We start from the raw sequence: 23,723 nt of genomic DNA on the forward strand, positions 1-23,723 counted from the left end.
GCAGCAGCTACAGGCCCAGCAGATGAAGGTAGGCCAGGAGCAGGAGCGTCTCCAGGGCCAGGCCCAGCAGGAGCAGGCCAAGCTAAACGACCAGGTGATGGGCCGCGTGAACAAGCAGATTGAGAAGGCGGCGGGCGGGGACAAGCCCCGCACCCTACACCGTTCTACGCGCAACTGTAGTTATGCGCCCACCCGGCGCTCCAGCAGCACAATTGGCTCGTCGTGGTAGGTAGGGCGGGCAATTTCGCGGTAGCCAAAGCGGGCGGCCAGCCGAAGGGAGGGCTCGTTTTCGGGGTTGATGATGCAGACGGTGCGCGGGGCGGCCAGGTGGGCGTCGGTCCAGACCAGCGCAGCCGCTACGGCCTCGGCGGCGTAGCCCTTGCCGTGCAGGCGCGGGGCCAGCACCCAGCCGGCTTCGGGGATATTATCGATGGAAGGCGTGAGGTCGCGGTGGTATTCGGCCAGACCTACCGTGCCGCAGAAGCGGCCAGTGGCCCGTTCCTCTAACGCCCAATAGCCATAGCCCAGCAGCGCCCAGTGCCCGATGAGGGTGAGCATGCGCCGCCAGGTATCCTCCTCGGGCATGGGTTTCTTGGTCAGGTGGCGGTAGAAGTCGGGGTCCTGGTGCAGGGCGGCGTACTCGGGGAGGTCCTCGATGCGGAAGGCGCGGAGCAGCAGCCGGTCGGTGTGGAGCTCGGGGACGAGGGCGGGCGGGGTGAAGCGGGGAGCGTGCATGGGGCAAGTTGCGAAAAACGCGCGGACTGCCGAGCCGCTGAGAAGCAGCAGTTGGGTTTGCCGTAGTTTTGTGCTTTCTCAGCGCCCGATTTATGAAAGTACTGTTGGTGGAGGATGAGCCCAAGCTCGCTTCGTTTGTCGAAAAAGGCTTTCGGGGCGAGGGCTACGAGCTCGATGTGGCCTACGACGGGCAGCTGGGCCTGTCGTTCTTCCGCCAGCATGCGTACGACCTGGTTATTCTCGATGTCAACCTGCCCTACCACAACGGCTTCGAGGTGTGCCGGCTGATTCGGCTGGAGAACCCCGAGGTGCCGGTGCTGTTCCTGACGGCCCTCGACAGCCTCGACGACAAAGTGCGCGGCTTCGAGGCCGGCGCCGACGACTACCTGGTTAAGCCCTTCAAGTTTCAGGAGTTGCTGCTGCGGGCCCGCGCCCTCACCAAGCGCCAGGCCGGCCGCTCGGCCGTGGCCCGCACCCTACGCCTGGCCGACCTGGAGCTGAACCTGGAACGCAAAACCGTAACGCGCGCCGGCCAGCGCATCGAGCTCACGGCCCGCGAATACACCCTGCTCGAATACCTGCTCCTCAACCGCGGCCGCATCATTTCGCGGGTCGATATCACCGAGAAGGTCTGGGAGCTCGATTTCGATACCAATACCAACGTAATCGACGTCTACATCAGCCACCTGCGCCGCAAGCTCGATAAAGGCTTCTCGCCCAAGCTCATCCACACCGTAGTTGGCATGGGCTACGTGATGCGGGAGTGATAGTAGGGCTCAAGCGTTAGAAAAGAACGTCATTCAGAGCATGCTGCGCTTAGAGCAGGGACGAAGAATCTCGCGTGAAGTCGCTGCAAGGGTAATTGCAAAATGTTTGCGAGCGAGATTCTTCGTCCCTGCTCTAAGCGCAGCATGCTCTGAATGACGTCCTTCCCCAATCCCTAATCCCTAATCCCTAATCCACTACCCAAATGCTGCTTCGGAATCAGTTGATGCTGTGGTTTATGGCGCTGGTATTTACCATTCAGCTGTGCCTGACGGCGTTCATCTACTACTACAGCGTGCGGGCGCGGGAGCTGCGCTTCTACCATCGCCTCGAAAGCAAAGCCGAGCAAACCGCCCACCTGCTCATCGGCCGGCTCGATTTGAAGCCCGAGGACCTGAGCAGCCTGCGTAAGAAAGATCTGCTGACGATGCACAATGAGCGCATCAGCATCTATGAGCCCGACGGAACCCTCGCTTTCCAGATCAGCCAGAAGAAGAAAGAAGCCATATCCAAGGCCGATTCGGTGTATTTCGACCAGATTACCCGCAGCCAGCCAGCCCGGTTTCATCGGGGTGCCGTGGAGGTGCTGGGCATGCAGTACCGGCACAAGGGCCAGCGCTACCTGATTTTTGTGGCCGGGCGCGATGCGTTCGGGCGGCGCGAGTTTGCCACCTTGCGCGCCATTTTGTTGGGCGGCAACCTGGGGGCGTTGGTGCTGATTATTGGCGCCGCCTGGTTTTTTGCGGGCCGCTTGCTGCGGCCCCTTGCGCGCATGGTGGCCGAGGTGCGCGGCATTACGGCCAGCAGCCTACGCCAGCGCGTGAACGAAGGAAACCGCCGCGACGAAGTTGCCCAGCTGGCCATGACCTTTAATGAAATGCTGAGCGGGCTGGAACAGACATTTGAGGCGCACAAAAACTTTGTGTCCCACGCCTCGCACGAGTTGCGCACCCCCCTGGCCACGGTGCTGGGCACGCTGGAAACGGCCGCCGCCTACGACCCCGACCTGCCCACGGCCCGCCGCAGCATGGAGTCGGCGGTGGAAGAAATTCAGAAAGTCATCGACCTGACCAACAGCCTGCTGGCGCTGGCCCGGGCCGAGGGCGCGGCCCCGGAGGCCAACTTTGTGCCTTTTGATGATGTGGTACTACGCGCCGTGGCCAGCTGCCGCACCCGCTACCCCGGCCGTACGGTGCAGGTAGATTTTGGCCAGTGGCCCGATGCCGTGGAAATTCCTTTCGGCACCCGCGGCAACGAGCAGCTGCTGCACACGGCCGTGCTCAACCTGCTCGACAACGCCTGCAAGTATTCGGCCGGCGGCGTAACCGTGCGGTTAGAATACAATCCGGCCGGCCAGCTGTGGCTGCGCATTACCGACACCGGCGCGGGCCTGACGGCCGCCGAGCTGGCCCGCCTGACCGAGCCGCTGTTTCGGGGCGAAAACAGCCGCGACCGGCCGGGTTTTGGCCTGGGGCTGCCCATCACCCAGAAAATTGTGCAGGCCCACGGTGGCCAGCTGCGTATTACGTCGGTGGTGGGGGAGGGCACGCAGGCCGAAGTGGTGCTGCCGGCCGCCTGATGCGCCCCGTTTTTCCGGCCTGGGTTACGGCCGGCGGTTAATCCTCTTTTAATGTAGAACTCAGACGACGTTAATACCAGGGAAATACTTTTGTACTCTATCCTCTGTCGCTCACTGCTTATGCTTGCTCCTGTTACCCCTACCGGTTCCCTGCTTACCTGGCTGCTCGCCGGGGCGTTGGTGCTGTCGGTGGGCGTAAATCTATACTGTCTCACGCCCGAATACCAGTCGGTGCGGCAAAGCCGCGTAGGAGCGTCTCATACGCTGGGCTTCTTTGACGATGACGACGATGATGAAGGGCAGGACAGTGCCTGGACGGCCCTGCATGATGAGCTGCGCCAGACGCGCCTGCGCCTGACGGCCTGCCAGACCCGGGCCACCGCGCAGGTAGTGGCCGGGGGCGTTGCGGCCGATTCGCTGGTCCGCCGCTAAGTCCATTTCTCTTTCTTTTACTGGTTACCCGAACCCAATCATACCTGGTATGTTCAATCCACTGTTTCTGCCCCTGGCGCTGTTGCTCAACTATTGCGCGCCTGCTTCCGATACCCCCACTTTCATGGCCGCCACCGCCGCCACTGGCCCAGGCGTTGCCACAGGTAATGCGCCGCTCACAGGCCGCCTGGCCTACGATTTCAGCCGGCCCGCTGCCACGTACTCTATGCCTGCCGAGCTGGCCGAGCTGTCGGGGATTGTGCTGAGCAGCGACGGCCAGCTGACCGGCGTGCAGGACGAAGCGGGCCGGCTCTACGAGTACAGCCTGGCCGATAAGCGCGTGACCAACACGGTTGATTTCGGGCCGGCCGGCGACTACGAAGACCTGGCCCGCGTGGGCGATGACTGGTTTATCCTGCGCAGCGACGGTACCTTGTTTCGTCACTCGGCTACCGGCACCAAGCAGTATCAGACCGGCCTCACCATCGACAACAATGCCGAGGGCCTCACCTACGATGCCCGCTCGAAAACGCTGCTGGTGGCCTGCAAAGGCACCCCCGGCGGCGACCTGACCGCCACCAAGCGCGCCATTTATCGCCTCGACCCTACTACCTATAAAGTGCAGACGCCGGCTGCTTACGTGCTCGATGTTGATGCCATTGTGGCGGCTGTTCCTAAGCCTGCTGGTGCCGCGCCGGAAGCGGCTGCAAAAGGCAAGAAGGGTAAGAAAGGCGCGGGCGGGTTCAAAGGCTTTGCTCCTTCGGCCGTAGCCGTCCATCCGCTCACCGGACACGTATTCGTGCTATCGGCCCGCCAGAATGCGCTGGTGGAACTCGCCGGCAACGGCGAGCTGCTGGCCGTTGCACCGCTGCCGGAAAACCTGTTTCCACAGGCCGAAGGGCTGGCCTTTACGCCGGCCGGCGACCTGTACATTGCCACCGAGGCCGGAAAAAAGTCGGGCCAGGCGATGGTGCATCTGTTTCACCAGCAGCGCTGAGCTCGTTTCCTGCTTCGTGAAGCTGTTTAAAACAACCAATTGCAAAACAACCCTTGATGTATAAAGCAAAACAACTGGCGGGCCTGAGCCTGGCCCTGTTGCTGCCGGGCCTGGGCATGGCACAAACCACCCGGCCGGCCACCCCCGCCACCAGCGCTTACGTAGCCCCGGCTTTTCGCCTGACGCTGGCCACCGCCCTGGAGCTGGCCGTCCGTGCCCGCGCCAAGGCGGCCACCCTTAACCAGCAAGTATCGGTGGCCGTAGTAGATGCCAGCGGCCAGACCATTCTGCTCGCGCAGGGCGATGGGGTAGGACCGCACAATACCGAGGCATCTCGCCGCAAGGCTTTCACCGCCTTATCCACTAAAACCCCCACGCTGCTGCTGGGCCGCAAAGCCCGCGCCAACCCCGATACCCAGAACCTCGCCAACCTGCCCGAACTCCTGCTCCTCGGCGGCGGCGTGCCGCTGCGCTATCAGGGCCAGGTAATCGGGGCAATAGGTATATCGGGTGGGGGCGGGGCCGAAAACGACGACCTCATCGGCCACGCGGCCAGCATGCCCGAAGCGGGCATTACCACTCCTTAATTTCCGGCGGCCCATGGCGGCCATCTTTTTTACCTGTATTCCTGTCAATTTCTCATGAAAACCTTACTGATTGCTCTTTTGAGCCTGTTGCCGCTGCTGAGCATGGCCCAGCAAAAGCCCCAAACCCCGCCCGCCTACCAGCTAAGCACCCACATTCTCGACATCAACCAAGGCATGCCTGCGTCGGGCGTAACGGTGCGCCTCGAAAAGTACGATGCGGCCAAAAAAACCTGGCGGGCTGTGGCCGAAGGCCAGACCGACGCGGCCGGCCGCATCGGCAACTTCCTGCCTATCGCCGGCCAGCCAGATGGGCAGCAGGGCATTTTCAAGCTCACTTTCCTGACCAAGCCGTATTTCGCGGCCAAAAAGCAGCAGTCGTTCTACCCCTACATCGAGGTGGTATTCGAACTGACGGATGGGGCTCACTACCACGTGCCAATTACACTGTCGGCGTTTGGCTACTCCACCTACCGGGGCAGCTGATTTTCAGTCCTGACCTCAATCACTCATCTTACCGCTTCCGCTTATGAAAAAGTACCTGCTTGCTCTGTTGCTCGCACCAGTTCTAATGACAAGCTGCGAATCGGCTAAGAATGCTACGGCCGGTCCCGAAAACACCACCGGCATGAGCCAGAATACCGAGGGCATTCGGAACAAGCACTGGCAGCTGGTGATGCTGGAAGGCCAACCCGTGAAGATGGCCGCCGGCCAGGAGCGCGACGCCCACTTCATGCTCACCGACAGCAGCCGGGTGGTGGGCTACGGAGGCTGCAACAGCCTCAACGGCTCGTATGAGCTGAACGAGCAGCAGATGCGCCTGCGCTTCGCCAACCTGCTCACCACGCTCCGGGCCTGCCCCGGCCCCGAAAATGAGCGTGGCTTCCTCGATGTGCTCAACCAGGCCGATAACTACACCCTGCAGGGCGACACGCTGATGCTGAACGTGGGCCGCCGTGCTCCGCTGGCCGTGTTTCATGCGGTGTACAAATAGCGAGGAGCGAGGGTAGTTAGTGAGGGGGAACTGTGCTCCGCCAAGCTCAATGTGATGGAAATGGCGTTTATATTACGGTTGAGCAGTTTGCACAGGCTTTTCAGCTGAACGTATTCAGTACGTGGCGCCTGTGCCAGCTGTGCGCCCCGCACATGGCGGCGGCGGGCTACGGTTCCGTCATCAATATATTGTCGATGGCCTCCATCAATCACACAACCCGCAACTTGGCCTTTGATTTCGGCCCCGTTGTGCACGTAAACGCCATTGGGCCGGGGGCAGTGCGTACCGGGGCGCTGGCCACCGTGCTCACGCCCGAAATCGAGAAGCGGATGCTGGCCCACACGCCGCTGCAACGGCTGGGCAAAGTTGACGACATTGCCGGAGCGGTGCTCCACTTCTCGTCGCCGGTGGCGGCCTGGGTGAGCGGGCAGGTGCTGTTCGTGAACGGCGGCAGCGAACAAACGCCGGATTAGCAAGGCTTTGCAATCCGGCTATTTGATGGCTACGCCCGTATGGCTTCTGCCGGCCCCTTGAAGCGGCCGACCACAACCGGCCGGCCACTGCCCGGCCCGAAACCTTTGTAGTAACTTGAGCAAAGCAAGTGTGCCACCTGATGGCCCTGCCGTGCATATTCTTTCACTTTTTGCCTTTTCATCCATGAAATCCATCCCGCCTACTTCCGGCCCCATCTATATCACCAAGGTCGATTACCAGCGCCTGCTCGAACTGGTACACCTAGAGCGCCAGCAAACCGGCAATCGGGTGGTCGAAGGGTTGGAGCGAGAACTGAGACGGGCCGAAATGGTGGAATCGTATGAGGTGCTGCCTGATGTGGTAACCATGAACTCGCGCGTGCGCCTGCGCAACGCGGCCAACGACAGCACGCTCGAAATCACGCTCGTGTATCCTCGTCACGCCGACATAAAGGCCAACAAAATATCCATCCTGGCTCCCGTGGCCACCGCCGTGCTCGGCTGCCGCCCCGGCGATACAGTGGTGTGGCCCATGCCCAAGGGCGAGGCTACTTACTTCGTTGAGGCCGTGCTGCACCAGCCCGAGGCTAACGGCGACATGGTGAGCTAACGCAGTATCAGGACTTACACAAAGAGCCTGTAGCGCGAAGCTCCAGCTTCACACATCGTTGCTGACGACCAATCAATCAGGTTCAACGATGCGCGAAGCTGGAGCTTCGCGCTACAGGTTCTTTGCACACCCCTTTTGTGTAAGTACTGTAGGTGAAGAACCAGACTTTTTGCTGCCAGGCTTCCTTAATTCATTTCGACGCAATTTGCGCCCTGGTAAAAACAACGCTCTATACCTGGCAACGGATACGATGTTGTGAGGGAACTGCTGCATCCCGGGGGTTTTTAATTTTTCACCCTCACCTTCAACTTTAACTCTTACTTACTTTTCATGTACGACTTTGCCGCTTTCACTGAGCCTGCTACCTGGGTTAGCCTGCTCACGCTGACGCTGATGGAAATAGTGCTGGGCATCGACAACATCATCTTTATCTCCATTATCGTCAGCCGGCTGCCGGCCGCGCAGCAGGCGCGCGGGCGTACCATTGGCCTCATGCTGGCCCTGGTATTCCGGCTCGGACTTCTGCTGAGTATCAGCTGGATTATCGGACTACGAACGGCGCTGTTTACCCTCAATCTGCCCTGGCAGGATGTGCCGTTCGGCGTGAGCGGCCGCGACCTGATTCTGCTGGGTGGTGGCCTGTTCCTGATTTACAAAAGCACTACCGAGCTGCACACCAAGCTGCAGGGCGAAGAAGAAACGGATGCGCCCGGCACTGGCTCGGCCACAATGGCTAATATCATCTTCCAGATTATAGTGGTCGATATCGTGTTCAGCTTCGACTCTATCCTGACGGCCGTGGGCCTGGTAGACAACGTGCTGGTGATGATTGTAGCCGTGGTTATTTCGATGGGCCTGATGCTGGCCTTCTCGGGGGCAGTCGCTGGTTTCGTCAACAACAACCCCACCATCAAGGTGCTGGCGCTGTCGTTCCTGATTATGATTGGTGTGATGCTGGTGATGGAAGCCGGTCACCAGGAAATTGAGAAGGGCTACCTGTACTTCGCCATGGCTTTCTCGCTCTTGGTTGAGCTATTCAACATTCGGCTGCGCAAAAAGTCGCCGGATGGCCCCGTGCACCTGCGCGACTCCAACTTCGATTAAGCAGCCTGTGCTCAACAAGGCGGGGCCCTGCTTCATCCGGCGTAAGCCAGGTGAAGCAGGGCCCCGCTCTTTTATGGAAGCTGATGGCTGGACGCAGGTCGCGTTGGCCCCCGTTTGCTGCGCCTTGCTTACGGCGGCGCAAGCCAACTGCCAGCCAGTTAATTCAGCCGAAAGTCCGGCAGTTTTTTAGACGCCAACGGGTGGCGCGCCGTCAGGAGCGCATGCTGAATGGCCAGCGTGAAAAATAGCAGCAGCGCGATTTTAATGTTGCTAAGCAGCTCGGTGTTGCCCTCCGTCGCCCGCGCCTTTTGCAGTAACTGCTGGCCCACGCGCTGCTGAATTCGTTTGAGCTGACCGAGACTGCTATGCAGCTGCCGGAACTGCCGTTCTACCTCCACTGCCTGCGTGGGTGTTGGTGGTACAGCCGCTGCCAGCAGCTGCGCTTCGAGAGTATTGAAGCGGTTAAGTTGCCCCTGAAAAGACCCTAAGGCCTGCTTTTCTTCGGCAACCAGGTAGGTTTCCCGGTGCTGCTGAGCCAGCGCGTCGAGCTGCTGGCGGTACACAGTAAGCCGGGCCGGGGTAGCAGCCAAGCGGGCCGGTGGCGCGGCGGCCAGATACTTTTCCAGCTCATTCTGCCGGGTATAAAGCAAATCGTTGAGCTCAAAAAGGCCCATTGCCGGCAGTAGCCGGTCTTGGTACAACGATGAAACCGAAGTGCCTATTCGGTGCAGCAGATGTCGTTCCAGCATGCTGCTGCCCAATACGGCCAGCATCACGAGCAAAAACAGCACAAACAGCCTGGTTTTGTAATGAATTCCGACAAGTATATTCATGGTACAGAGGACATATGAAGTAGTAGTGCCCTTCGTTTTGGCTAACCCGCAACTGCTGAAAATAAGGGTTAAATACGATATTAACAACTGCTCAGGGGCTGTGCAAAGCGCCCGACCGCGGCCAACTACAGCCGGGCAACCAGCCACCAACCCCCACACGCACAAGCAGCCCGCAACGCCGGCCCCGGCCGAAATGCCGTTGACCGGAGCATCGGGAATACTTCCCGAAGAAAACTTCCTTCCCTAAGGGGCGGGGATGCTATTCAGGCAAGCCGGACCCGCGTATTTTCCAGCCATATGCGGGCCGCGGCTACGTTCGGGGCTGAGTACTCGATGCCCCAGAACACGAAATCGGTGCCGCAGCCCACTTCCCGCTCGCAGTACCGCGCTTCATCAATAGTTTGCAGCACGCCGGCCAGGTAGGTGCAGTCGAGCTGGTCGGGGGCCGGGAAGTGGGCGTGTATCAGCGCCGGCACCTGCTGCGGCGTAGCGTGGGCTAGCTGGTAAGCAAGTCCCTCGGCAAAGTCGGCAGCGTAGCCCGGGCGCTCCGGCACCATGGGCGGCTCGGGCGGCCGTTGGGCCACCAGCAGCTGCCGTTGCGCTATGGTTGCGGGTCGGGGCATGGTAGGTTTGGTAATCTAGAAGCCGTTTGTAGGCAACGGAACGTCATGCTGAGCGCAGCCGAAGCATCTCTACCGTTTGGTTGAGGCCGACCACAGGAATAACTAGTTGTAGTAGAGATGCTTCGGCTGCACTCAGCATGACCTCCTACTGCCTATAAACGACTTTCTAAACAGCTTTACATCTTGATTTAGCCGGATACAGCCTTCGCAACGGGCGATCTGCGGCCCCGCGCCCTTTATCCGAAAGCAGGTGCAGGACCTGGCTGCGCTGGGTGTATCCCGCGACGCTATTCACTTCGAGGCGTTTGGGCCGGCCACACTGAGCTTATAGCAGTAAGCCAAACGCCGCTCAACCCTGCCAACCGGGCCGTCCTGTTATTCGGGGCGGCCCAGCTGTGCGTTGATGAGGGGCGTTTTGGGCGCCAGGAAGAAGCCTGTGAGGCTGGCGAACATAATCGGGATGAACTGGTGAAAGCCCGTCATGGTAGCCAGCAGAACGGCCGTGCTGATGGGCGTGCGCGTCACGCAGGCGTTGATGGCCGCCATGCAGCTCACCAGAATCAAAGCCAGGTTCTGGCCCGGAAACAGCTGGTCGAGAATGAGGCCGGTAACGGCACCCACGAAAAACAGCGGAATAATAAAGCCCCCGCGCCAGCCCGAAGTAACGGTGAAAGCAATGGCCAGCAGCTTGGCCGCCAGCAGTCCCAGCAGCACGCGCAGCGTGAAAGGCTTCTCCAGCAGCACCTGCAGCTGGTCGTGGCTGAAGTAGCGCGACAGCGGCACGAAGTAGGCAATAGTGCCGATTATCAGGCCGCCCACCAGCATTTTCAGGTAGATGGGCACGGCCACCAGCTCGAAGCCCTTCCGCAGCCGCCGCACCAGAAAAATAAACATCCAGCCCACAGCCGTGCCCGCCAGCCCGTACAGCACGGCGTAAAACGAGTCGTTGAGCGTGGGCGTGCCCAGCACCGGAAATGACCAGGTAGGCCCAATGCCGATGTGGGTGATGAGCACGAACACCACGTAGCTCGAACAGCTGGCCACCAGCGCCGGCATCAGGGCCTGGTAATACTCCGTAACGTGCTTGTGGTGCAGAATTTCGAGGGCGAAGAGCGTGCCACCCAGCGGGGCGCCGAATAACGCCGTGAAAGCCGCCGCCATGCCCGCAATGCTCAGCGAGCGAAGGTCCTCGCCGCGAATGCGCAGCTTGCGGGCAATCCAGGTGCCGGTAGAGCCTACTACCTGCACCAGCGGGGCCTCAGGGCCGGCACTGCCACCGCTGGCAATACACAGCAGCGACGAAAGCACCATCGCGGGGTTGTTGCCCGGCTCCAGTCGCCCGCCTTTAAAGCGGATGTTGTTCACAATGAGGTCCATCTCGCCCGGGTCGCCCAGCCGGTGGATAATCAGCCCGGCCAGCAGCCCGGCCGCGCCCATCAGCGGAATAACCGACAGCCCCTCAAACCAGGAAAGCCCGTGCAGCAGCAGCTCCAGTACCGTCCAGTACAGCCCCGCAATCAGGCCGCCGATAATGCCGACGGCCACCCAGAGTAGAAAAATCTTGCTGAATACAAACGGATTAAAGCGCAAGGGTTGGTCGAGCTGCTGCCGCCACGCCAGCGCCCGTCGTCTCATCGTAAAGTTCATGGCCCCAAAGGTACCACCGCCATTTTTTAGCTGAAAAGCGTTTGGCTCCGCTAGCCTTATTTCCCGCTGCTTTCTAGCGTCTGCCGGCCTCACTACTAATAAAGCCGGGAAGCCGTTATAGCAGAGGCCAAACAGCACGGGGCCACCCCTCAATATAAGAAGGATGGCCCCGTACTGTTGGCTGAATGCTACTTTACGCCGCCCGCAGCTGCTTCATGGCGGTCTGCTCGAACTTGCTCCGGGCGTAGTCCTCGTCGATTACCAGCTCCGTCACGCCTTCCTCGGAGGGCATATCGAACATGGCGTCGGTCATGATGCCTTCGCAGATGCTGCGCAGGCCCCGGGCGCCGAGGCGGTACTCGTCGGCCTTCACCACGATGTATTCGAGGGCGCCTTCCGAGAAGCTCAGCGCGATGCCTTCCATGTTGAACAGGCGCTGGTACTGCTTCACAATGGAGTTCTTGGGCTCGGTCAGGATTTTGCGCAGCGTGGCGTGGTCGAGCGGGTTAAGGTGAGTAAGCACCGGCAGGCGGCCAATCAGCTCCGGAATCAGGCCAAACGACTTGAGGTCCTGGGCCGTGATGTAGCGCAGGAAGTTGTTGGTATCGTGCTGCTCTTCGAGCTGAGTTTTGGCGAAACCGATGGGCTTGGTGTTGAGGCGGTTTTTGATGATGCGCTCGATGCCCCCGAAAGCGCCACCGCAGATGAAGAGGATATTTTCGGTGTTCACCGTAATCATCTTCTGCTCGGGATGCTTGCGGCCACCGTGGGGCGGCACGTTCACGCTGGTGCCTTCGAGCAGCTTCAGCATGGCCTGCTGCACGCCCTCGCCGCTCACGTCGCGCGTGATGCTGGGGTTGTCGCTCTTGCGGGCAATCTTGTCGATTTCGTCGATGTACACGATGCCGCGCTCGGCCGCCTCCACGTTGTAGTCGGCGGCCTGCAGCAGGCGCGTGAGAATGCTCTCCACGTCTTCGCCCACGTAGCCGGCCTCGGTAAGCACAGTGGCATCGGCAATGCAGAAAGGCACCTGCAGAATGTTGGCCAGCATGCGGGTGAGGAACGTTTTTCCGGTACCGGTTTCGCCCACCATAATGATGTTCGACTTCTCAATCACCACGTCGTCTTTCTGTGGGGTCTGCATCAGACGCTTGTAGTGGTTGTATACGGCCACCGACATCACCTTCTTGGCTTCGTCCTGGCCCACCACGTACTGGTCGAGGTACTCCTTCATCTCCCGCGGCTTCACGAGGTTGAACTTCGGGGTTTTGGAGTTGGCCCGAATCTTATTCTCCTCGTTCAGGATTTGCTGGGCTTGCCCCACGCACCGTTCGCAGATGTGAGCGTTAATACCCGAAATCATCACCGTAACGTCTTTCTTGGTCTTACCGCAGAAAGAACACGTAATATCTGCCATTGCTAAAGGAACTCGCTGAAATAGGAGGGAAGCCAGCCGGGTTGACCCAGGCTACTTCAAAGGTACGAAAAGCCCAACGCCAACAGAGAGGCAAAACGTGCCGCTGAGGTTGGAAGTGAAGCAAACAAAAAAGCCCGCACTTGCGGGCTTTTTTGGTATCAGGTTGTTAGAGAACGTGTCATGCTGAGCGGAGGCGCAAGCCGTAGTCGAAGCATCTCTGCCGCAATACCAGCCTACTGGGTGTAGCGAAGCGGTAGAGATGCTTCGACTACGCTCCGACCCTAGCTCAATCCGCCACATGCTCAGCATGACCGTTACCGGTTCAGCCGTTCAGCTTACTCGGCTTTCTTCTTTTCGAGCACCTCGTCAATCAGACCGTACTCTTTGGCCTCATCGGCGCGCATCCAGTAGTCACGGTCGGAGTTGTCGTGAATTTCCTGGTAGGTTTTGCCAGTGTGGTCGGCCAGGATATCGTACAGCTCCTTCTTGAGCTTGAGGATTTCGCGGGCCGTGATTTCGATATCCGACGACTGACCTTGCGCGCCACCCGAGGGCTGGTGAATCATTACGCGGGCGTGGGGCAAAGCCGAGCGCTTGCCTTTAGCGCCACCCGCCAGCAGTACGGCGCCCATCGAGGCCGCCAGACCGGTGCAGATCGTGGCCACGTCGGGATTCACGTACTGCATGGTGTCGTAGATGCCCAGGCCGGCGTACACCGAGCCACCGGGCGAGTTGATGTAGAGCAGGATGTCCTTCTTGGCGTCAACCGACTCCAGAAACAGCATCTGCGCCGTCAGGATGTTGGCTACGTAATCGTCCACGGCCGTGCCCAGGAACACAATCCGGTCCATGATGAGGCGGGAGAATACGTCGATTTCGGCGAAGCGGGTCGGGCGCTCCTCAATTACTGAGCGGGTCATGTTGGAGGGCAACATCATCCCGTTGCGCACCTGGCCCTCAACGTGGCTCAAATACTGGTCAACGCCCAAGCCATTCAGACCCTGGCCCTTTACGGCAAACTTGCGGAACTCTTGTTTATTCAGCATGGAGTAAATTTAGTTGTTAGAGCTTAGTTATTAGTGCTTTGGCTTTAGTGCTTGGTGCTTCATTAGTAGTACGTAGAAAAAGAAAAACTCTAAGCACTATCAACGAAACACCAAGCACTAAAAAAAGCCCCTACGACAAGTAAGGGCTTTTTTATTGGTTTTGAAAACCGGAACAGCGGGGATTAGCCGGCGTTCTGATTGCGGAAGTCCTCGGCCGTAATCTCGTTGTCGTTAACAACAACTTTGCCGCGCAGGTTTTCCAGCACTTTCTCTGCCAGAATGGCCTCGTACTCCTGTACGTAGTTCTTACCGTTCTCCTGACGCAGGAAGTTATCGGCGAAGCCACGCACCGACTCTTCGAGCTCGGGCGTCATCTCCATGTTGAACTGACCCAGGATTTTCTGCATCGTGCGGTCCACGATTTCTTCGTTCTCTACTTTCAACTCGTTGGCTTCTACCACCTTGTTGCGGATCATCGACCACTTCAGCTCCTTGGCGTAGTCGTCGTAATGCTCCTCAATCTGCTCGGGCGTCAGCTTGCCTTCGTTGGCGCGCACCAGCCACTTCTTGAAGAACTCCTTGGGCAGCTCGATGCTCACGTTCTCCAGCATCTTGTCGATAATCTGACGGTTCATCAGGTTATCCGACTCCCGGTCGTAATTCTCCATCACGGTGGAGGTCACCTTCTCGTCGAAATCCTCCTTCGACGTTACGATGTCCTTGCCGAATACCTTGTCGAACAGCTCCTGATTGAACTCGGCGGCGGCAGTGCGCTGCACCTTTTCCACGGTCAAGGTGTAGTTGCCTTCCACTGCCTCAGCTTCCTCGCGGCTCATGCCGGTGAAGTTGGCAATGGCCTTCGCGTCGCCATCGAAAGCGGTTTTGAGGTCGAAGGTGATAACGTTCTCGGGCTTGGCACCCATGAACTTATCGGCTTCGTTCTTCATTTTGTTGGTTGGCAGCATCAAAAGGCGGCCTTCGCCCTCTTCGCCGTCCTTGCGGAGGCGGCCCACCAGGTAGTCGCCGGCTTCGGCGGCCTCGGGCTCGGTGGTCTCGCCGAACTGGCGCTCCAGCTGCTCGTAGGTTTCGCTCTTGGTATTCTCGTCGAGTGTCACTTTGTGGCGGTCAACAGTAATTGCCTGGTCGGCGGGCAGCTCGAACTCGGGCAGCAGGCCCAACTCAAACTGGAACGCGTAGTCCTTCTGGTTGTCGAAGTCGATGTCGGAAGCAACCGGCATCGGCTCGCCCAGAATGCGCAGTTTGTTCTCCTTAATATAGCCATCAACCGACTTTCCCAGCAGCTCGTTGATTTCGTCAACCAGAATGCCTTTGCCGTACATTTTGCGCACCAACGTTACGGGCACTTTGCCGGGGCGGAAACCCTTAATCTGGGCTTTCTTGCTGTACTCTTTCAGCTTGCTCTCTACGGCGGTAGCGTAGTCAGCCTCCGTGAGGTTTACTGTCAGGATGGCATGAAGCTGGTCGTCTTGCTTGTCGAGGGTGATATCCACTGCTGGTCGGTTAAAGGTGCTACGTTGGGGTAAAAAGGGCCGAATGGGAACCGACCCCTAAAAAGAAACCCCCAACGGGTGGGTTGAGGGTTTAAAAATGATTTCAGCGAACTGAAACCCACTTTGTGCGGATAGAGGGACTCGAACCCACACGCCTTGCGGCACCAGATCCTAAGTCTGGCACGTCTACCAATTTCGCCATATCCGCGGCACGAGGCCAACTGCCTCGGGGGCGCAAAACTACGCAAGCGCCATTACAAAACCAACCAATGCGCCCTTACTCATGGCTGCGCAAGGCAAATTTTCTGCCCCTGGTGGTAATTTGACTCCGATTTGTTTTGGCGTAATCCGTGCAAATCGGCTTCTTTGGGACACTTTATAGAAAACCGGGGTTATCTGCCGGGTTTCCTGACTTTTCGCTTACTCCACCCGTCGCGCCCCGTTCAATGTCCTCTTTTCAGCTCCTGAAGTGGTACGCCGATTTGGTGGATGATGCCACGGGTGAGCTATTTATCTGCTACGACAGCGAATTGCGCTGGCGCGGACTGGCCTGGCGGTTTGCCAGCTTTCTGCGCTGCCTCCCCGCCGGCCGGGCCCACACCCGCCACGCCTTTCTGGGCGCGGGCCCAAGCCCGCACCTCTCGCCCGACGCCCAGGAGTTCCGCCTCGTGCAGCCCCAGCTACGCGGGCACTGGCAGCAGCGCGCCACGCCGTTGCACGAAGTGCTGCTCGACACCGACCGGGGCCAGGTGCGGTGGGAGTGCTGGCAGCCCGCCGCCACCGCCCGCCTCGAAACAACTGATACTGTCTACAACGGTTGGGGCTACGTCGAGCGGCTCACCCTCACGCTAAAACCCTGGCACCTCCCGATTGAGCAACTGCGCTGGGGCCGGTTCGTGGCGCCCGGCCACTGCCTGGTCTGGATTCGCTGGGACGGCCCCGCCCCGCGCCACCTGATTTTCTACAACGGCCAGCGCCACGCCAATACCGGCCAGATTACCGACGACGAAATCACGCTCCCTCACCACCGCCTGCTGCTGGCCCAGCCGCACCCGCTGCGTACGGGGGCCGTGGGAAGCACCGTATTCGGCCGTTTTCCGGCTTTCCGCCAGTTGCTGCCGGCCCGTATTCTGCGCCTGCGCGAAACCAAATGGCTTTCCCAGGCTACCTTCCTGACCGAAGCCGGCGTGGCGCTGGCCACCGGCCCGGCCGTGCACGAGCTGGTGGAATGGCCTACCTGAAAATCTGATGTCTGAAACCGCTTCCCTGCCCGGTAAAATTGCCTACGGGCTGTCTTTCTGCGTGCTGCTGCCTTTGGTGCTGATAGCCTGGGCCTATTACACGGCCGCCGCCGTGCCGCTGCCCGTTCCCGCCGCACCGGTGCTGGCCTGGCTGCTGCTGGGCAGTGGGCTGCTGTTGATAATCGGGGGCATGAGCAGCCTGTGGCTGGTAGGTGGCGGCCTCCCGATGAACGCTTTTCCGCCGGTGCGCTTCGTGGCTTCGGGCCTTTACCGTTGGCTGCCGCACCCTATTTATGTGGGGGCTTCGGCCGTAAGTGTGGGCCTGTCGCTGCTGCTGCGCTCGGCCAGCGGGCTGTGGCTGGTGTCGCCGCTGCTCACACTGGCCTGGCTGGCGCTGGTGTACGGCTTCGAAAACCCGGACCTGCGCCGCCGCTTCCCCAACCGCCTGCCGGGTGGCCAGCTAGTGGCCCTGCCCGCCGCCACCGCCGCGCCCGCAACCCTGGGCCAGCGGCTGCGGGTGGCGGCCATCGTGCTGCTGCCTTGGCTGCTGCTCTACGAAACCGTGCTGTACCTGGGGCCGCCCGCTGCGCCCATCAGTACGTATCTGCCATTTGAGCTTGACTGGCCGGTGTGGCCCCAAACGGAGTTTTTCTACGCGCTGGCCTACCCGTTTGTGATGCTGGCCCTGCTGTTTATCCGGCAGCAGCGCCAGTTACGTCACTTCCTGCTGGCCGGCTGGCTGCTCGCGGGTTTGGGTGGAGTGCTCCACCTCACGCTGCCGCTGGTAGCTCCGCCGCGTCCCTTCCAGTCCGATGGCTCAGTCTGGAGCCAGCTGCTGCTGCTGGAGCGCCTCACCGACGGTCCGGTTGCCGCTTTCCCCTCGTTTCATGTGGCTTGGGCGGCTGTGGCGGGCTATTTCTGGGGCCGCCGCTGGCCGCGCCTGCGGCCGTTGGCTACCGGGCTGGCAGTTCTTATTGGCCTGAGCTGTCTGACTACAGGAATGCATAGTCTGGCCGACGTGCTGAGCGGAGCGTTGCTGGGGGCGCTGGTGTTACGCTACCGCCGGGTTGGCCGCTGGCTGCGCACTGGGTTGGAGCGGCTGGCCAACTCCTGGTCGGCCCGCCAGTATGGTAGCCTGCGCGTTATCAACCACAGTTGGTACGCCGGGCTGGCCATGCTGGCGGGCGTGCTGCTTTCGGGCTCGCTGCTCCACAATGCCGGGGCGCTATTGCTGCCGGTAGTGCTGGGCGTGGTAGGAGCGGGGCTATGGGGCCAGTTGATAGAAGGCGGTGCCGGCGGCCTCTCGCGCCCATTCGGCTACTACGGGGCTCTGTTGGGCGGTATAGCGGGTTGCGTGGTCGCTGCGTGGCTGACTCGCTGCTCCTTCTGGGAAGTGCTGGCGGCCTGCACCCTGGCGCTGCCGTTGGTACAGGGCGTGGGGCGGTTGCGCTGCGTGGTGCAGGGCTGCTGCCACGGCCGGCCGGCACCCCGGGCCGCCGGCGTGCGGGTGTGGCATCCCAAGTCGCGGGTTTGCGCCCTGGCCCATCTGGAGGGCCGCCCGATACACCCCACGGCCGCGTATTCCATGCTGGCCAACGGGCTAATCGGCTTGCTGCTGTTCCGGCTAACCTATGCCCACGTGCCGGCCCCGCTGCTGGTGGGGCTCTACCTCATCCTAAGCAGTCTGGCGCGTTTCGTGGAGGAGCAGTTCCGGGGCGAGCCGCAAACGCCCCGTGCCGCCGGCCTCACCATTTACCAATGGATGGCCTTTGGCGGCATGCTGGCGGGGATAGTCGTAACGATGCTGCCCGGCCCGGCGCTGGATTTCCGGCTCGGCTGGTACGCCCCGGCGCTGCCGCTGGCCCTGGGCGCGGCGCTGCTCGCCGCCTTCGCAATGGGTATGGATTTTCCCGGTTCCGGCCGTCGGTTTTCGCGGCTGGCAGCTTCGTAGGGCGTTGTATAAGTAATTTTATGGGTGGCAGGGAACGGCGTAGAGATGCAATAGTTGGCGTCTCGTCGTTGCTAATGTTGATTGTTTCGCATCACTGTTCAACAACAAGACGCCAACTATTGCATCTCTACACTATTGAGTGCCATCTCGAAGTGCTCCTGCACCAACTCCGGCTCGTTCTTGTTACTTTCCGGTCGGGGGCATTGTACCTTCGCTACTCGTTTTTTCCGGCACCGCTCGGTGCTGCCCGTCCGCCATGTCCACCGCCATCGACCCCGAGGTAGAACGCCAGGAAATCCTGCGTCAGTACCGCCGCCTGCTTCGTACTGCCAAGCCCGCCCTTAAACCCGGCGACGCCAAGCTCATCAAAAAGGCCTTTAATACTTCCCTGGAAGCACACAAGGAGATGCGCCGCAAGTCGGGCGAACCGTATATTCTGCACCCGCTGGCCGTGGCCCAGATTGTGGTAGAGGAAATCGGCCTGGGCACCACTAGCATCGTGGCGGCCCTGCTGCACGACGTGGTGGAAGACACGCCTTGGGAGGTGGCCGACGTGGAGCGCGAGTTCGGCCCCAAAGTAGCCCGCATCGTCGATGGGCTCACCAAGATTTCGGGCGTCTTCGATTACGGCACCTCCGAGCAGGCCGAGAACTTCCGCAAGATGCTGCTCACGCTCTCCGACGATGTGCGTGTTATCCTCATCAAGCTCGCCGACCGCCTGCACAACATGCGGACGCTTGAATCGATGCCCCGGCACAAGCAGCTTAAAATATCGTCGGAAACTATTTATCTCTATGCCCCGCTGGCCCACCGTTTGGGTCTGTACACCATCAAAAACGAGCTGGAGGACCTACACCTTAAGTACACCGACACCGAGGTGTATGAGGAACTGGTAACCCAAGTGCGTCAGAGCCGCACGTCGCGCAACCGCTTTATCAAAGATTTTGTGCAGCCCATCGATGATGAGCTGAAGGTCCAGGGGTTTAAGTACGAGGTGAAGGGCCGGCCCAAAAGCATCTATTCTATCCTTAAAAAGATGCGTAAACAGAATATCACTTTCGATGAGGTGTATGATCTGTTTGCCGTTCGTATTATTCTGGATGTGCCGCCGGAGCAGGAAAAAGCGGCCTGCTGGCAGGTATACAGCATCGTAACCGACTTCTACCAACCCAACCCCGACCGCCTGCGTGACTGGGTGAGTACGCCCAAAGCCAACGGCTACGAGAGCCTGCACACCACCGTCATGTCGCGCACCGGCCAGTGGGTGGAGGTGCAGGTGCGCAGCCGCCGCATGGACGACATTGCCGAGAAAGGCTACGCCGCCCACTGGAAATACAAAGACACCGGCGTACCCCAGCCCGAATCGACGCTGGAAAGCTGGATAAATAAGGTGCGCGAGATGCTGGAAACCAACAACTCCAGCGCCCTCGAATTCATGGATGAGTTCCGCCAGAACCTGTTCGTGAAGGAGGTGTATGCGTTTACGCCCAAGGGCAAGCTCATCATCCTGCCCGATAAGGCCACGGCCCTCGATTTCGCCTTCGAAATTCACTCCCAGGTTGGTCTGAAGTGCCTTGGGGCCAAAGTCAACCAGAAGCTGCAGCCGTTAAGCTACCAGCTGCACAACGGCGACCAGGTCGAAATCCTGACCTCCCAGAAGCAGCGGCCCACCGAGGAGTGGCTGCAGTACGTAACGACCTCCAAGGCCCGCACCCGCATCAAAGACTGGCTCCGCGACGACCGTAAAGCCAAAGCCGAGGATGGCCGCTTTCTGGTGGAGAAGCGGCTGGAGCTGCTTGAAATCGAGGTAAACCCGGAAAATATGAACCGGCTGCTGGCCTTTTTTAACGTCAGCAACCTGTCCGAATTCTTCTACCGGATTGCCATCGGCCAGCTCGATGGTCGCGAAATTGTGCAGGATGTGTTCAAGGATGGCGAGTTGCCGCGGTTACCCTCGCGTCTGGAGCCACGCTCCTTCGACCACGAGGTGCAGAAAGTGCGCGGCGTGAATGCCAACATGCTCGTTATTGGGGAGCGCACCGATAAGTTCAACTACACCATCGCGCCTTGCTGCAACCCCATCCCCGGCGACGATGTGTTCGGATTCGAAACTGATAAGGGTATAGATATTCACCGCACGTCCTGCCCCAAAGCCGTGCAGATGATGTCGAACTACGGCAACCGCATTGTGCGCGCCAAATGGACCGAGCAGCTGGAACTGGCCTTCCTGGCCGGTATCCGCATTAAGGGCGCCGACCGCGTAGGTCTCGTCAACGACGTTACGCGCATCATCAGCACCAGCCTCAAAGTCAATATGCGCTCCATTACCATGGATTCCAACGATGGCGTCTTCGAGGGCCAGATCATGGTTTTCGTCAATGATACTGCCCACCTCAACCGCCTTATTCAGCGCCTGAACAAAGTAAACGGCGTGATGGCCGTAGAACGATTCGACTCATAAGCAGCGCGGACAGTCGCTGAACAGAAGCTGGCGGCTCTAAAAGGTATTCCTCAAAACCGATGGTATAAAACAGTATAAGATAAGAGCGGTCCAAACGGTTACTACTTGCTCCAAACACTGATCGGGCCGGAGCTTTTTCACTGATTTCACTCCTTATAATATAAGGTCGCATAACATGGCAATTTCCGAGAAGCATCTCGATAAAGAAAAGTACGAGGAGGTTAAGAAGATTTTTACCGCTTACCTCGAAAACAAGGGTCTGCGCAAAACGTCGGAGCGGTACGCCATCCTGGAGGAAATCTACTCTCGCACCGGCCACTTCGACGTCGAGCAGTTGTATGCCGGCATGAAGGAGCAGGGCCTGCGCGTAAGCCGGGCTACTGTGTATAATACGCTCGATCTGCTGGTTGAGCACGGCCTCGTGAGCCGCCACCAGTTCGGCCGTAATCTGGCTCAGTATGAGAAAAGCTACGGCTACCGGCAGCACGACCACGTCATCTGTACCGAGTGTCATAAAGTGGTCGAGTTCTGCGACCCACGCATCCACGGCATCCAGACGATGGTAGGGGAGTTACTCAACTTCCATATCTTGCACCACTCTTTGAACCTTTATGGCGTGTGCGGCGACTGCCGCGCCCAGGCCGCCGCCCTCCAAACCTCATGAAAACTGATTCCTCCGTCCAGGACGGCATTCTATTCGTGCGCCTCTCCGGCGACCTCATCGGCAGCCCCGATACCCAGCAGCTGCTCCAGAGCGTCGACCAGCACCTCGGCGAAGAGCTGCGCCATTGCGCCGTCGATTTGTCGGGCATCCGCTACATAAATAGCACCGGCATCGGTGTGCTGGTGTCGCTCCTCACCAAGTTCCGCAGCCGGGGTGGCGAGCTGGTACTCATCAACCCCGCCGACCATCCGCGCAAAATGCTGGCGCTAACCAAGCTGAACGCAATTTTTTCCGTGGCCGATGATGAAGCAGCGGCCACTCAACTCCTGAAAACCGCGAACTAATGCCCGTTGACGTATTGGTAGGATTGCAGTGGGGTGATGAGGGCAAAGGCAAGATTGTCGATGTCCTCGCGCCCACGTACGATGTAGTAGCCCGTTTCCAGGGCGGGCCCAATGCTGGCCACACCCTCACTTTCGACGGCATCAAGCACGTGTTGCACCAGGTGCCGTCGGGTATTTTCCACCCTCATATTCTTAATGTAGTTGGCAACGGCGTAGTGCTTGATCCGGTCGTTTTCCGTCAAGAGCTACAGAAACTCACCGACCGGGGCGTCGATTATAGCCGTAACCTTTACATCTCGCGCAAGGCCCAGCTAATTCTGCCCTCGCACCGCGCCCTCGACCGCATCAATGAGGAAGCCCGCGGCGGCGACAAAATAGGTTCTACCCTCAAGGGTATTGGCCCCACGTACCAGGATAAAGTCGGCCGCACTGGCCTGCGCGTCGGCGATATTCTGCTCCCCGATTTCGAACAGCGCTACCGCGAGGCCGTAGCCCGGCACGCCACCATTGCTGAATTCCACGGCCGCGGCCTCGACATTGAACAGTTCGAGGCCGATTTCTTTTCCGCCGTTGCCTTCATGCGCACCCTGCAGCTCACTGACACCGAGTACTTGTTGAATGATTTGCTGCGCGAAGGAAAAAACATTCTGGCCGAAGGGGCCCAGGGGTCCATGCTCGATATCGATTTTGGTACTTACCCCTATGTTACTTCCTCCAGCACTATTGTGGCGGGTGCCTGCACCGGCCTCGGCATTGCCCCGCGCCACATCAATAAAGTGTACGGTATCAGCAAAGCCTACTGCACCCGCGTAGGCGCCGGCCCGTTCCCAACCGAGCTGCACGACGAGGTAGGGGAGCAGATCCGGGCTGCTGGCCGCGAGTTCGGCGCCACCACCGGCCGCCCGCGCCGCTGCGGTTGGATTGACTTGCCCGCCCTGCGCTACAGCATCATGCTCAACGGCGTCACGGAAATCCACCTAATGAAAGCCGACGTACTCGATGAGTTCGACGAAATCCGGGTCTGCACGCACTACGAGCTGCCTAACGGCGAGCAAACTGACCACCTGCCCGACCACGGCGACCTGGAAAAGCTAACCCCTGTATATATAAGCATGCCCGGCTGGCGCACCAACCTGCAAGCCCTAACCGACCCGAAGTCTCTCCCAGCAGAGCTGATAACCTACGTCAGCTTCCTGGAGAAACACCTCGAAGTACCTATCAGCATCGTCAGCGTAGGTCCCGACCGCGTGAGTACCCTGCGAATGGGCTAGGTTTTGAAAACCAAAACAACCCTTAGAAACCCGGATTGCCGCCCGCAGTCCGGGTTTTCTGCGTCTCAGGCTAAGGCCATACAAAGAAATATTACAGCTAGTGTGAACTAATCCGTCATCCCAACGGGTTATTATCCAGCCTACTAACCACAACAGTAAGCAGCGCTAAAGAATTAGTTATAGGTATTGCTTGCGTAATCCAGCGTAATGCCGCACTTTTGCATCCCCAACCGGAACGCGGTCGGGCTGGCTTCTCTCCCGGGAAAGCTGCTTGAAAAAAAAAGTTGCCCAATAGAGTTGCGGAAGTTGGAAAGGTTTTACTACCTTTGCACCCCGCTTCAACCGGAAGCGCTTTCACTCTGGTTAGCCAAGTCACCTGAAAAGGCCGCGGACGCTAGCAGGAAGACCGAAAAGAGGAAAACTTTTTCTTGTTTCGGTGTT

At 59.5% G+C, this 23,723-nt stretch carries 24 protein-coding genes and 1 tRNA gene; 17 read left to right on the forward strand and 8 right to left on the reverse strand.

Annotated elements, in window-relative coordinates; translation table 11 throughout:
- Window positions 1–229: hypothetical protein (locus tag D0N36_RS18215; protein WP_190242753.1), on the forward strand; the 229-nt coding region annotated here is incomplete at its 5' end.
- Here D0N36_RS18215 and D0N36_RS18220 read toward each other — a convergent pair.
- Window positions 181–735, reverse strand: coding sequence for a GNAT family N-acetyltransferase (locus D0N36_RS18220; protein WP_116943254.1), 555 nt, complete (start codon window positions 733–735; stop codon window positions 181–183). The two genes, D0N36_RS18215 and D0N36_RS18220, sit on opposite strands and share 49 nt — an antisense overlap.
- Before the next feature lie 92 nt (window positions 736–827).
- On the opposite strand from D0N36_RS18220, the gene D0N36_RS18225 reads away from it, so the two are divergent.
- From D0N36_RS18225 to D0N36_RS18270, 10 genes are all read left to right on the forward strand, one after another.
- A complete protein-coding gene (locus D0N36_RS18225; RefSeq protein WP_116943255.1) occupies window positions 828–1,502 on the forward strand; it encodes a response regulator in 675 nt (224 codons plus the stop codon).
- Window positions 1,503–1,705: 203 nt separating this feature from the next.
- Window positions 1,706–3,079: a sensor histidine kinase gene (locus D0N36_RS18230; RefSeq protein ID WP_116943256.1), complete on the forward strand. Its 1,374-nt coding sequence runs from the start codon at window positions 1,706–1,708 to the stop codon at window positions 3,077–3,079.
- A gap of 120 nt (window positions 3,080–3,199) precedes the next feature.
- A complete protein-coding gene (locus tag D0N36_RS18235) occupies window positions 3,200–3,511 on the forward strand; it encodes a hypothetical protein (protein ID WP_116943257.1) in 312 nt (103 codons plus the stop codon).
- Window positions 3,512–3,560: 49 nt separating this feature from the next.
- On the forward strand, window positions 3,561–4,508 hold the full coding sequence (locus D0N36_RS18240) for an SdiA-regulated domain-containing protein (protein WP_116943258.1): 948 nt from the start codon (window positions 3,561–3,563) through the stop codon (window positions 4,506–4,508).
- A 56-nt stretch (window positions 4,509–4,564) separates the two neighbouring features.
- Window positions 4,565–5,095, forward strand: coding sequence for a heme-binding protein (locus tag D0N36_RS18245; protein ID WP_116943259.1), 531 nt, complete (start codon window positions 4,565–4,567; stop codon window positions 5,093–5,095).
- A 54-nt stretch (window positions 5,096–5,149) separates the two neighbouring features.
- Window positions 5,150–5,578, forward strand: coding sequence for a hydroxyisourate hydrolase (uraH, locus tag D0N36_RS18250; protein WP_116943260.1), 429 nt, complete (start codon window positions 5,150–5,152; stop codon window positions 5,576–5,578).
- A gap of 43 nt (window positions 5,579–5,621) precedes the next feature.
- Window positions 5,622–6,086 carry an META domain-containing protein gene (locus tag D0N36_RS18255; RefSeq protein ID WP_116943261.1) on the forward strand — a complete coding sequence of 155 codons (465 nt, stop codon included), beginning with the start codon at window positions 5,622–5,624 and terminating at the stop codon, window positions 6,084–6,086.
- A 32-nt stretch (window positions 6,087–6,118) separates the two neighbouring features.
- On the forward strand, window positions 6,119–6,559 hold the full coding sequence (locus tag D0N36_RS18260) for an SDR family oxidoreductase (protein ID WP_242478993.1): 441 nt from the start codon (window positions 6,119–6,121) through the stop codon (window positions 6,557–6,559).
- 184 nt (window positions 6,560–6,743) lie between these two features.
- Window positions 6,744–7,169 carry a nucleoside diphosphate kinase regulator gene (gene rnk / locus D0N36_RS18265; RefSeq protein ID WP_116943262.1) on the forward strand — a complete coding sequence of 142 codons (426 nt, stop codon included), beginning with the start codon at window positions 6,744–6,746 and terminating at the stop codon, window positions 7,167–7,169.
- 330 nt (window positions 7,170–7,499) lie between these two features.
- Window positions 7,500–8,273 carry a TerC family protein gene (locus D0N36_RS18270; RefSeq protein ID WP_116943263.1) on the forward strand — a complete coding sequence of 258 codons (774 nt, stop codon included), beginning with the start codon at window positions 7,500–7,502 and terminating at the stop codon, window positions 8,271–8,273.
- A 158-nt stretch (window positions 8,274–8,431) separates the two neighbouring features.
- Here D0N36_RS18270 and D0N36_RS18275 read toward each other — a convergent pair whose 3' ends face one another.
- The 7 genes from D0N36_RS18275 to D0N36_RS18305 all read right to left on the reverse strand — a co-directional run bounded on the left by D0N36_RS18275 (window position 8,432) and on the right by D0N36_RS18305 (window position 15,558).
- A complete protein-coding gene (locus D0N36_RS18275; protein ID WP_116943264.1) occupies window positions 8,432–9,106 on the reverse strand; it encodes an MCP four helix bundle domain-containing protein in 675 nt (224 codons plus the stop codon).
- Window positions 9,107–9,369: 263 nt separating this feature from the next.
- Window positions 9,370–9,729, reverse strand: coding sequence for a hypothetical protein (locus D0N36_RS18280; RefSeq protein WP_116943265.1), 360 nt, complete (start codon window positions 9,727–9,729; stop codon window positions 9,370–9,372).
- Between the two features lie 375 nt (window positions 9,730–10,104).
- A complete protein-coding gene (locus D0N36_RS18285; protein ID WP_116943266.1) occupies window positions 10,105–11,376 on the reverse strand; it encodes a chloride channel protein in 1,272 nt (423 codons plus the stop codon).
- A 193-nt stretch (window positions 11,377–11,569) separates the two neighbouring features.
- The gene (gene clpX / locus D0N36_RS18290) at window positions 11,570–12,793 is read right to left on the reverse strand and encodes an ATP-dependent Clp protease ATP-binding subunit ClpX (RefSeq protein ID WP_116943267.1); all 1,224 of its coding nucleotides are present in this window, start codon (window positions 12,791–12,793) and stop codon (window positions 11,570–11,572) included.
- Between the two features lie 335 nt (window positions 12,794–13,128).
- On the reverse strand, window positions 13,129–13,839 hold the full coding sequence (locus D0N36_RS18295; protein ID WP_116943268.1) for a ClpP family protease: 711 nt from the start codon (window positions 13,837–13,839) through the stop codon (window positions 13,129–13,131).
- A gap of 182 nt (window positions 13,840–14,021) precedes the next feature.
- Window positions 14,022–15,350 (reverse strand): trigger factor, encoded by a 1,329-nt coding sequence (gene tig / locus D0N36_RS18300; RefSeq protein WP_116943269.1) that lies wholly within the window; start codon window positions 15,348–15,350, stop codon window positions 14,022–14,024.
- Between the two features lie 126 nt (window positions 15,351–15,476).
- A tRNA-Leu gene (locus tag D0N36_RS18305) sits at window positions 15,477–15,558 on the reverse strand.
- Between the two features lie 238 nt (window positions 15,559–15,796).
- Here D0N36_RS18305 and D0N36_RS18310 point away from each other — a divergent pair.
- The 6 genes from D0N36_RS18310 (at window position 15,797) to D0N36_RS18335 (ending at window position 23,282) form a co-directional block, all read left to right on the forward strand.
- Entirely contained in the window at window positions 15,797–16,591 is a 795-nt protein-coding gene (locus D0N36_RS18310; RefSeq protein ID WP_116943270.1) for a hypothetical protein, read from the forward strand.
- A gap of 7 nt (window positions 16,592–16,598) precedes the next feature.
- Window positions 16,599–18,542: a prolipoprotein diacylglyceryl transferase family protein gene (locus D0N36_RS18315; RefSeq protein WP_116943271.1), complete on the forward strand. Its 1,944-nt coding sequence runs from the start codon at window positions 16,599–16,601 to the stop codon at window positions 18,540–18,542.
- 256 nt (window positions 18,543–18,798) lie between these two features.
- Window positions 18,799–21,003 (forward strand): RelA/SpoT family protein, encoded by a 2,205-nt coding sequence (locus D0N36_RS18320; RefSeq protein WP_116943272.1) that lies wholly within the window; start codon window positions 18,799–18,801, stop codon window positions 21,001–21,003.
- A 175-nt stretch (window positions 21,004–21,178) separates the two neighbouring features.
- A complete protein-coding gene (locus D0N36_RS18325) occupies window positions 21,179–21,667 on the forward strand; it encodes a Fur family transcriptional regulator (protein ID WP_092739076.1) in 489 nt (162 codons plus the stop codon).
- Window positions 21,664–22,011 (forward strand): STAS domain-containing protein, encoded by a 348-nt coding sequence (locus D0N36_RS18330; RefSeq protein ID WP_116943273.1) that lies wholly within the window; start codon window positions 21,664–21,666, stop codon window positions 22,009–22,011. The genes D0N36_RS18325 and D0N36_RS18330 overlap by 4 nt, the downstream gene beginning before the upstream one ends.
- Window positions 22,011–23,282, forward strand: a complete 1,272-nt coding sequence (locus tag D0N36_RS18335; protein WP_116943274.1) for an adenylosuccinate synthase — start codon at window positions 22,011–22,013, stop codon at window positions 23,280–23,282. The genes D0N36_RS18330 and D0N36_RS18335 overlap by 1 nt, the downstream gene beginning before the upstream one ends.
- Window positions 23,283–23,723 lie beyond the last annotated feature (441 nt).

This window comes from Hymenobacter lapidiphilus (assembly GCF_003417065.2).
In the GTDB taxonomy this organism is placed as follows: Bacteria; Bacteroidota; Bacteroidia; order Cytophagales; family Hymenobacteraceae; genus Hymenobacter.

Bases quoted from the DNA above. Each gene is read 5' to 3' on its own strand.
- D0N36_RS18220 (WP_116943254.1), bottom strand. From the start codon at position 735: ATGCACGCTCCCCGCTTCACCCCGCCCGCCCTCGTCCCCGAGCTCCAC.
- D0N36_RS18225 (WP_116943255.1), top strand. From the start codon at position 828: ATGAAAGTACTGTTGGTGGAGGATGAGCCCAAGCTCGCTTCGTTTGTC.
- D0N36_RS18230 (WP_116943256.1), top strand. From the start codon at position 1,706: ATGCTGCTTCGGAATCAGTTGATGCTGTGGTTTATGGCGCTGGTATTT.
- D0N36_RS18235 (WP_116943257.1), top strand. From the start codon at position 3,200: ATGCTTGCTCCTGTTACCCCTACCGGTTCCCTGCTTACCTGGCTGCTC.
- D0N36_RS18240 (WP_116943258.1), top strand. From the start codon at position 3,561: ATGTTCAATCCACTGTTTCTGCCCCTGGCGCTGTTGCTCAACTATTGC.
- D0N36_RS18245 (WP_116943259.1), top strand. From the start codon at position 4,565: ATGTATAAAGCAAAACAACTGGCGGGCCTGAGCCTGGCCCTGTTGCTG.
- uraH (WP_116943260.1), top strand. From the start codon at position 5,150: ATGAAAACCTTACTGATTGCTCTTTTGAGCCTGTTGCCGCTGCTGAGC.
- D0N36_RS18255 (WP_116943261.1), top strand. From the start codon at position 5,622: ATGAAAAAGTACCTGCTTGCTCTGTTGCTCGCACCAGTTCTAATGACA.
- rnk (WP_116943262.1), top strand. From the start codon at position 6,744: ATGAAATCCATCCCGCCTACTTCCGGCCCCATCTATATCACCAAGGTC.
- D0N36_RS18270 (WP_116943263.1), top strand. From the start codon at position 7,500: ATGTACGACTTTGCCGCTTTCACTGAGCCTGCTACCTGGGTTAGCCTG.
- D0N36_RS18275 (WP_116943264.1), bottom strand. From the start codon at position 9,106: ATGAATATACTTGTCGGAATTCATTACAAAACCAGGCTGTTTGTGCTG.
- D0N36_RS18280 (WP_116943265.1), bottom strand. From the start codon at position 9,729: ATGCCCCGACCCGCAACCATAGCGCAACGGCAGCTGCTGGTGGCCCAA.
- D0N36_RS18285 (WP_116943266.1), bottom strand. From the start codon at position 11,376: ATGAACTTTACGATGAGACGACGGGCGCTGGCGTGGCGGCAGCAGCTC.
- clpX (WP_116943267.1), bottom strand. From the start codon at position 12,793: ATGGCAGATATTACGTGTTCTTTCTGCGGTAAGACCAAGAAAGACGTT.
- D0N36_RS18295 (WP_116943268.1), bottom strand. From the start codon at position 13,839: ATGCTGAATAAACAAGAGTTCCGCAAGTTTGCCGTAAAGGGCCAGGGT.
- D0N36_RS18310 (WP_116943270.1), top strand. From the start codon at position 15,797: ATGTCCTCTTTTCAGCTCCTGAAGTGGTACGCCGATTTGGTGGATGAT.
- D0N36_RS18315 (WP_116943271.1), top strand. From the start codon at position 16,599: ATGTCTGAAACCGCTTCCCTGCCCGGTAAAATTGCCTACGGGCTGTCT.
- D0N36_RS18320 (WP_116943272.1), top strand. From the start codon at position 18,799: ATGTCCACCGCCATCGACCCCGAGGTAGAACGCCAGGAAATCCTGCGT.
- D0N36_RS18325 (WP_092739076.1), top strand. From the start codon at position 21,179: ATGGCAATTTCCGAGAAGCATCTCGATAAAGAAAAGTACGAGGAGGTT.
- D0N36_RS18330 (WP_116943273.1), top strand. From the start codon at position 21,664: ATGAAAACTGATTCCTCCGTCCAGGACGGCATTCTATTCGTGCGCCTC.
- D0N36_RS18335 (WP_116943274.1), top strand. From the start codon at position 22,011: ATGCCCGTTGACGTATTGGTAGGATTGCAGTGGGGTGATGAGGGCAAA.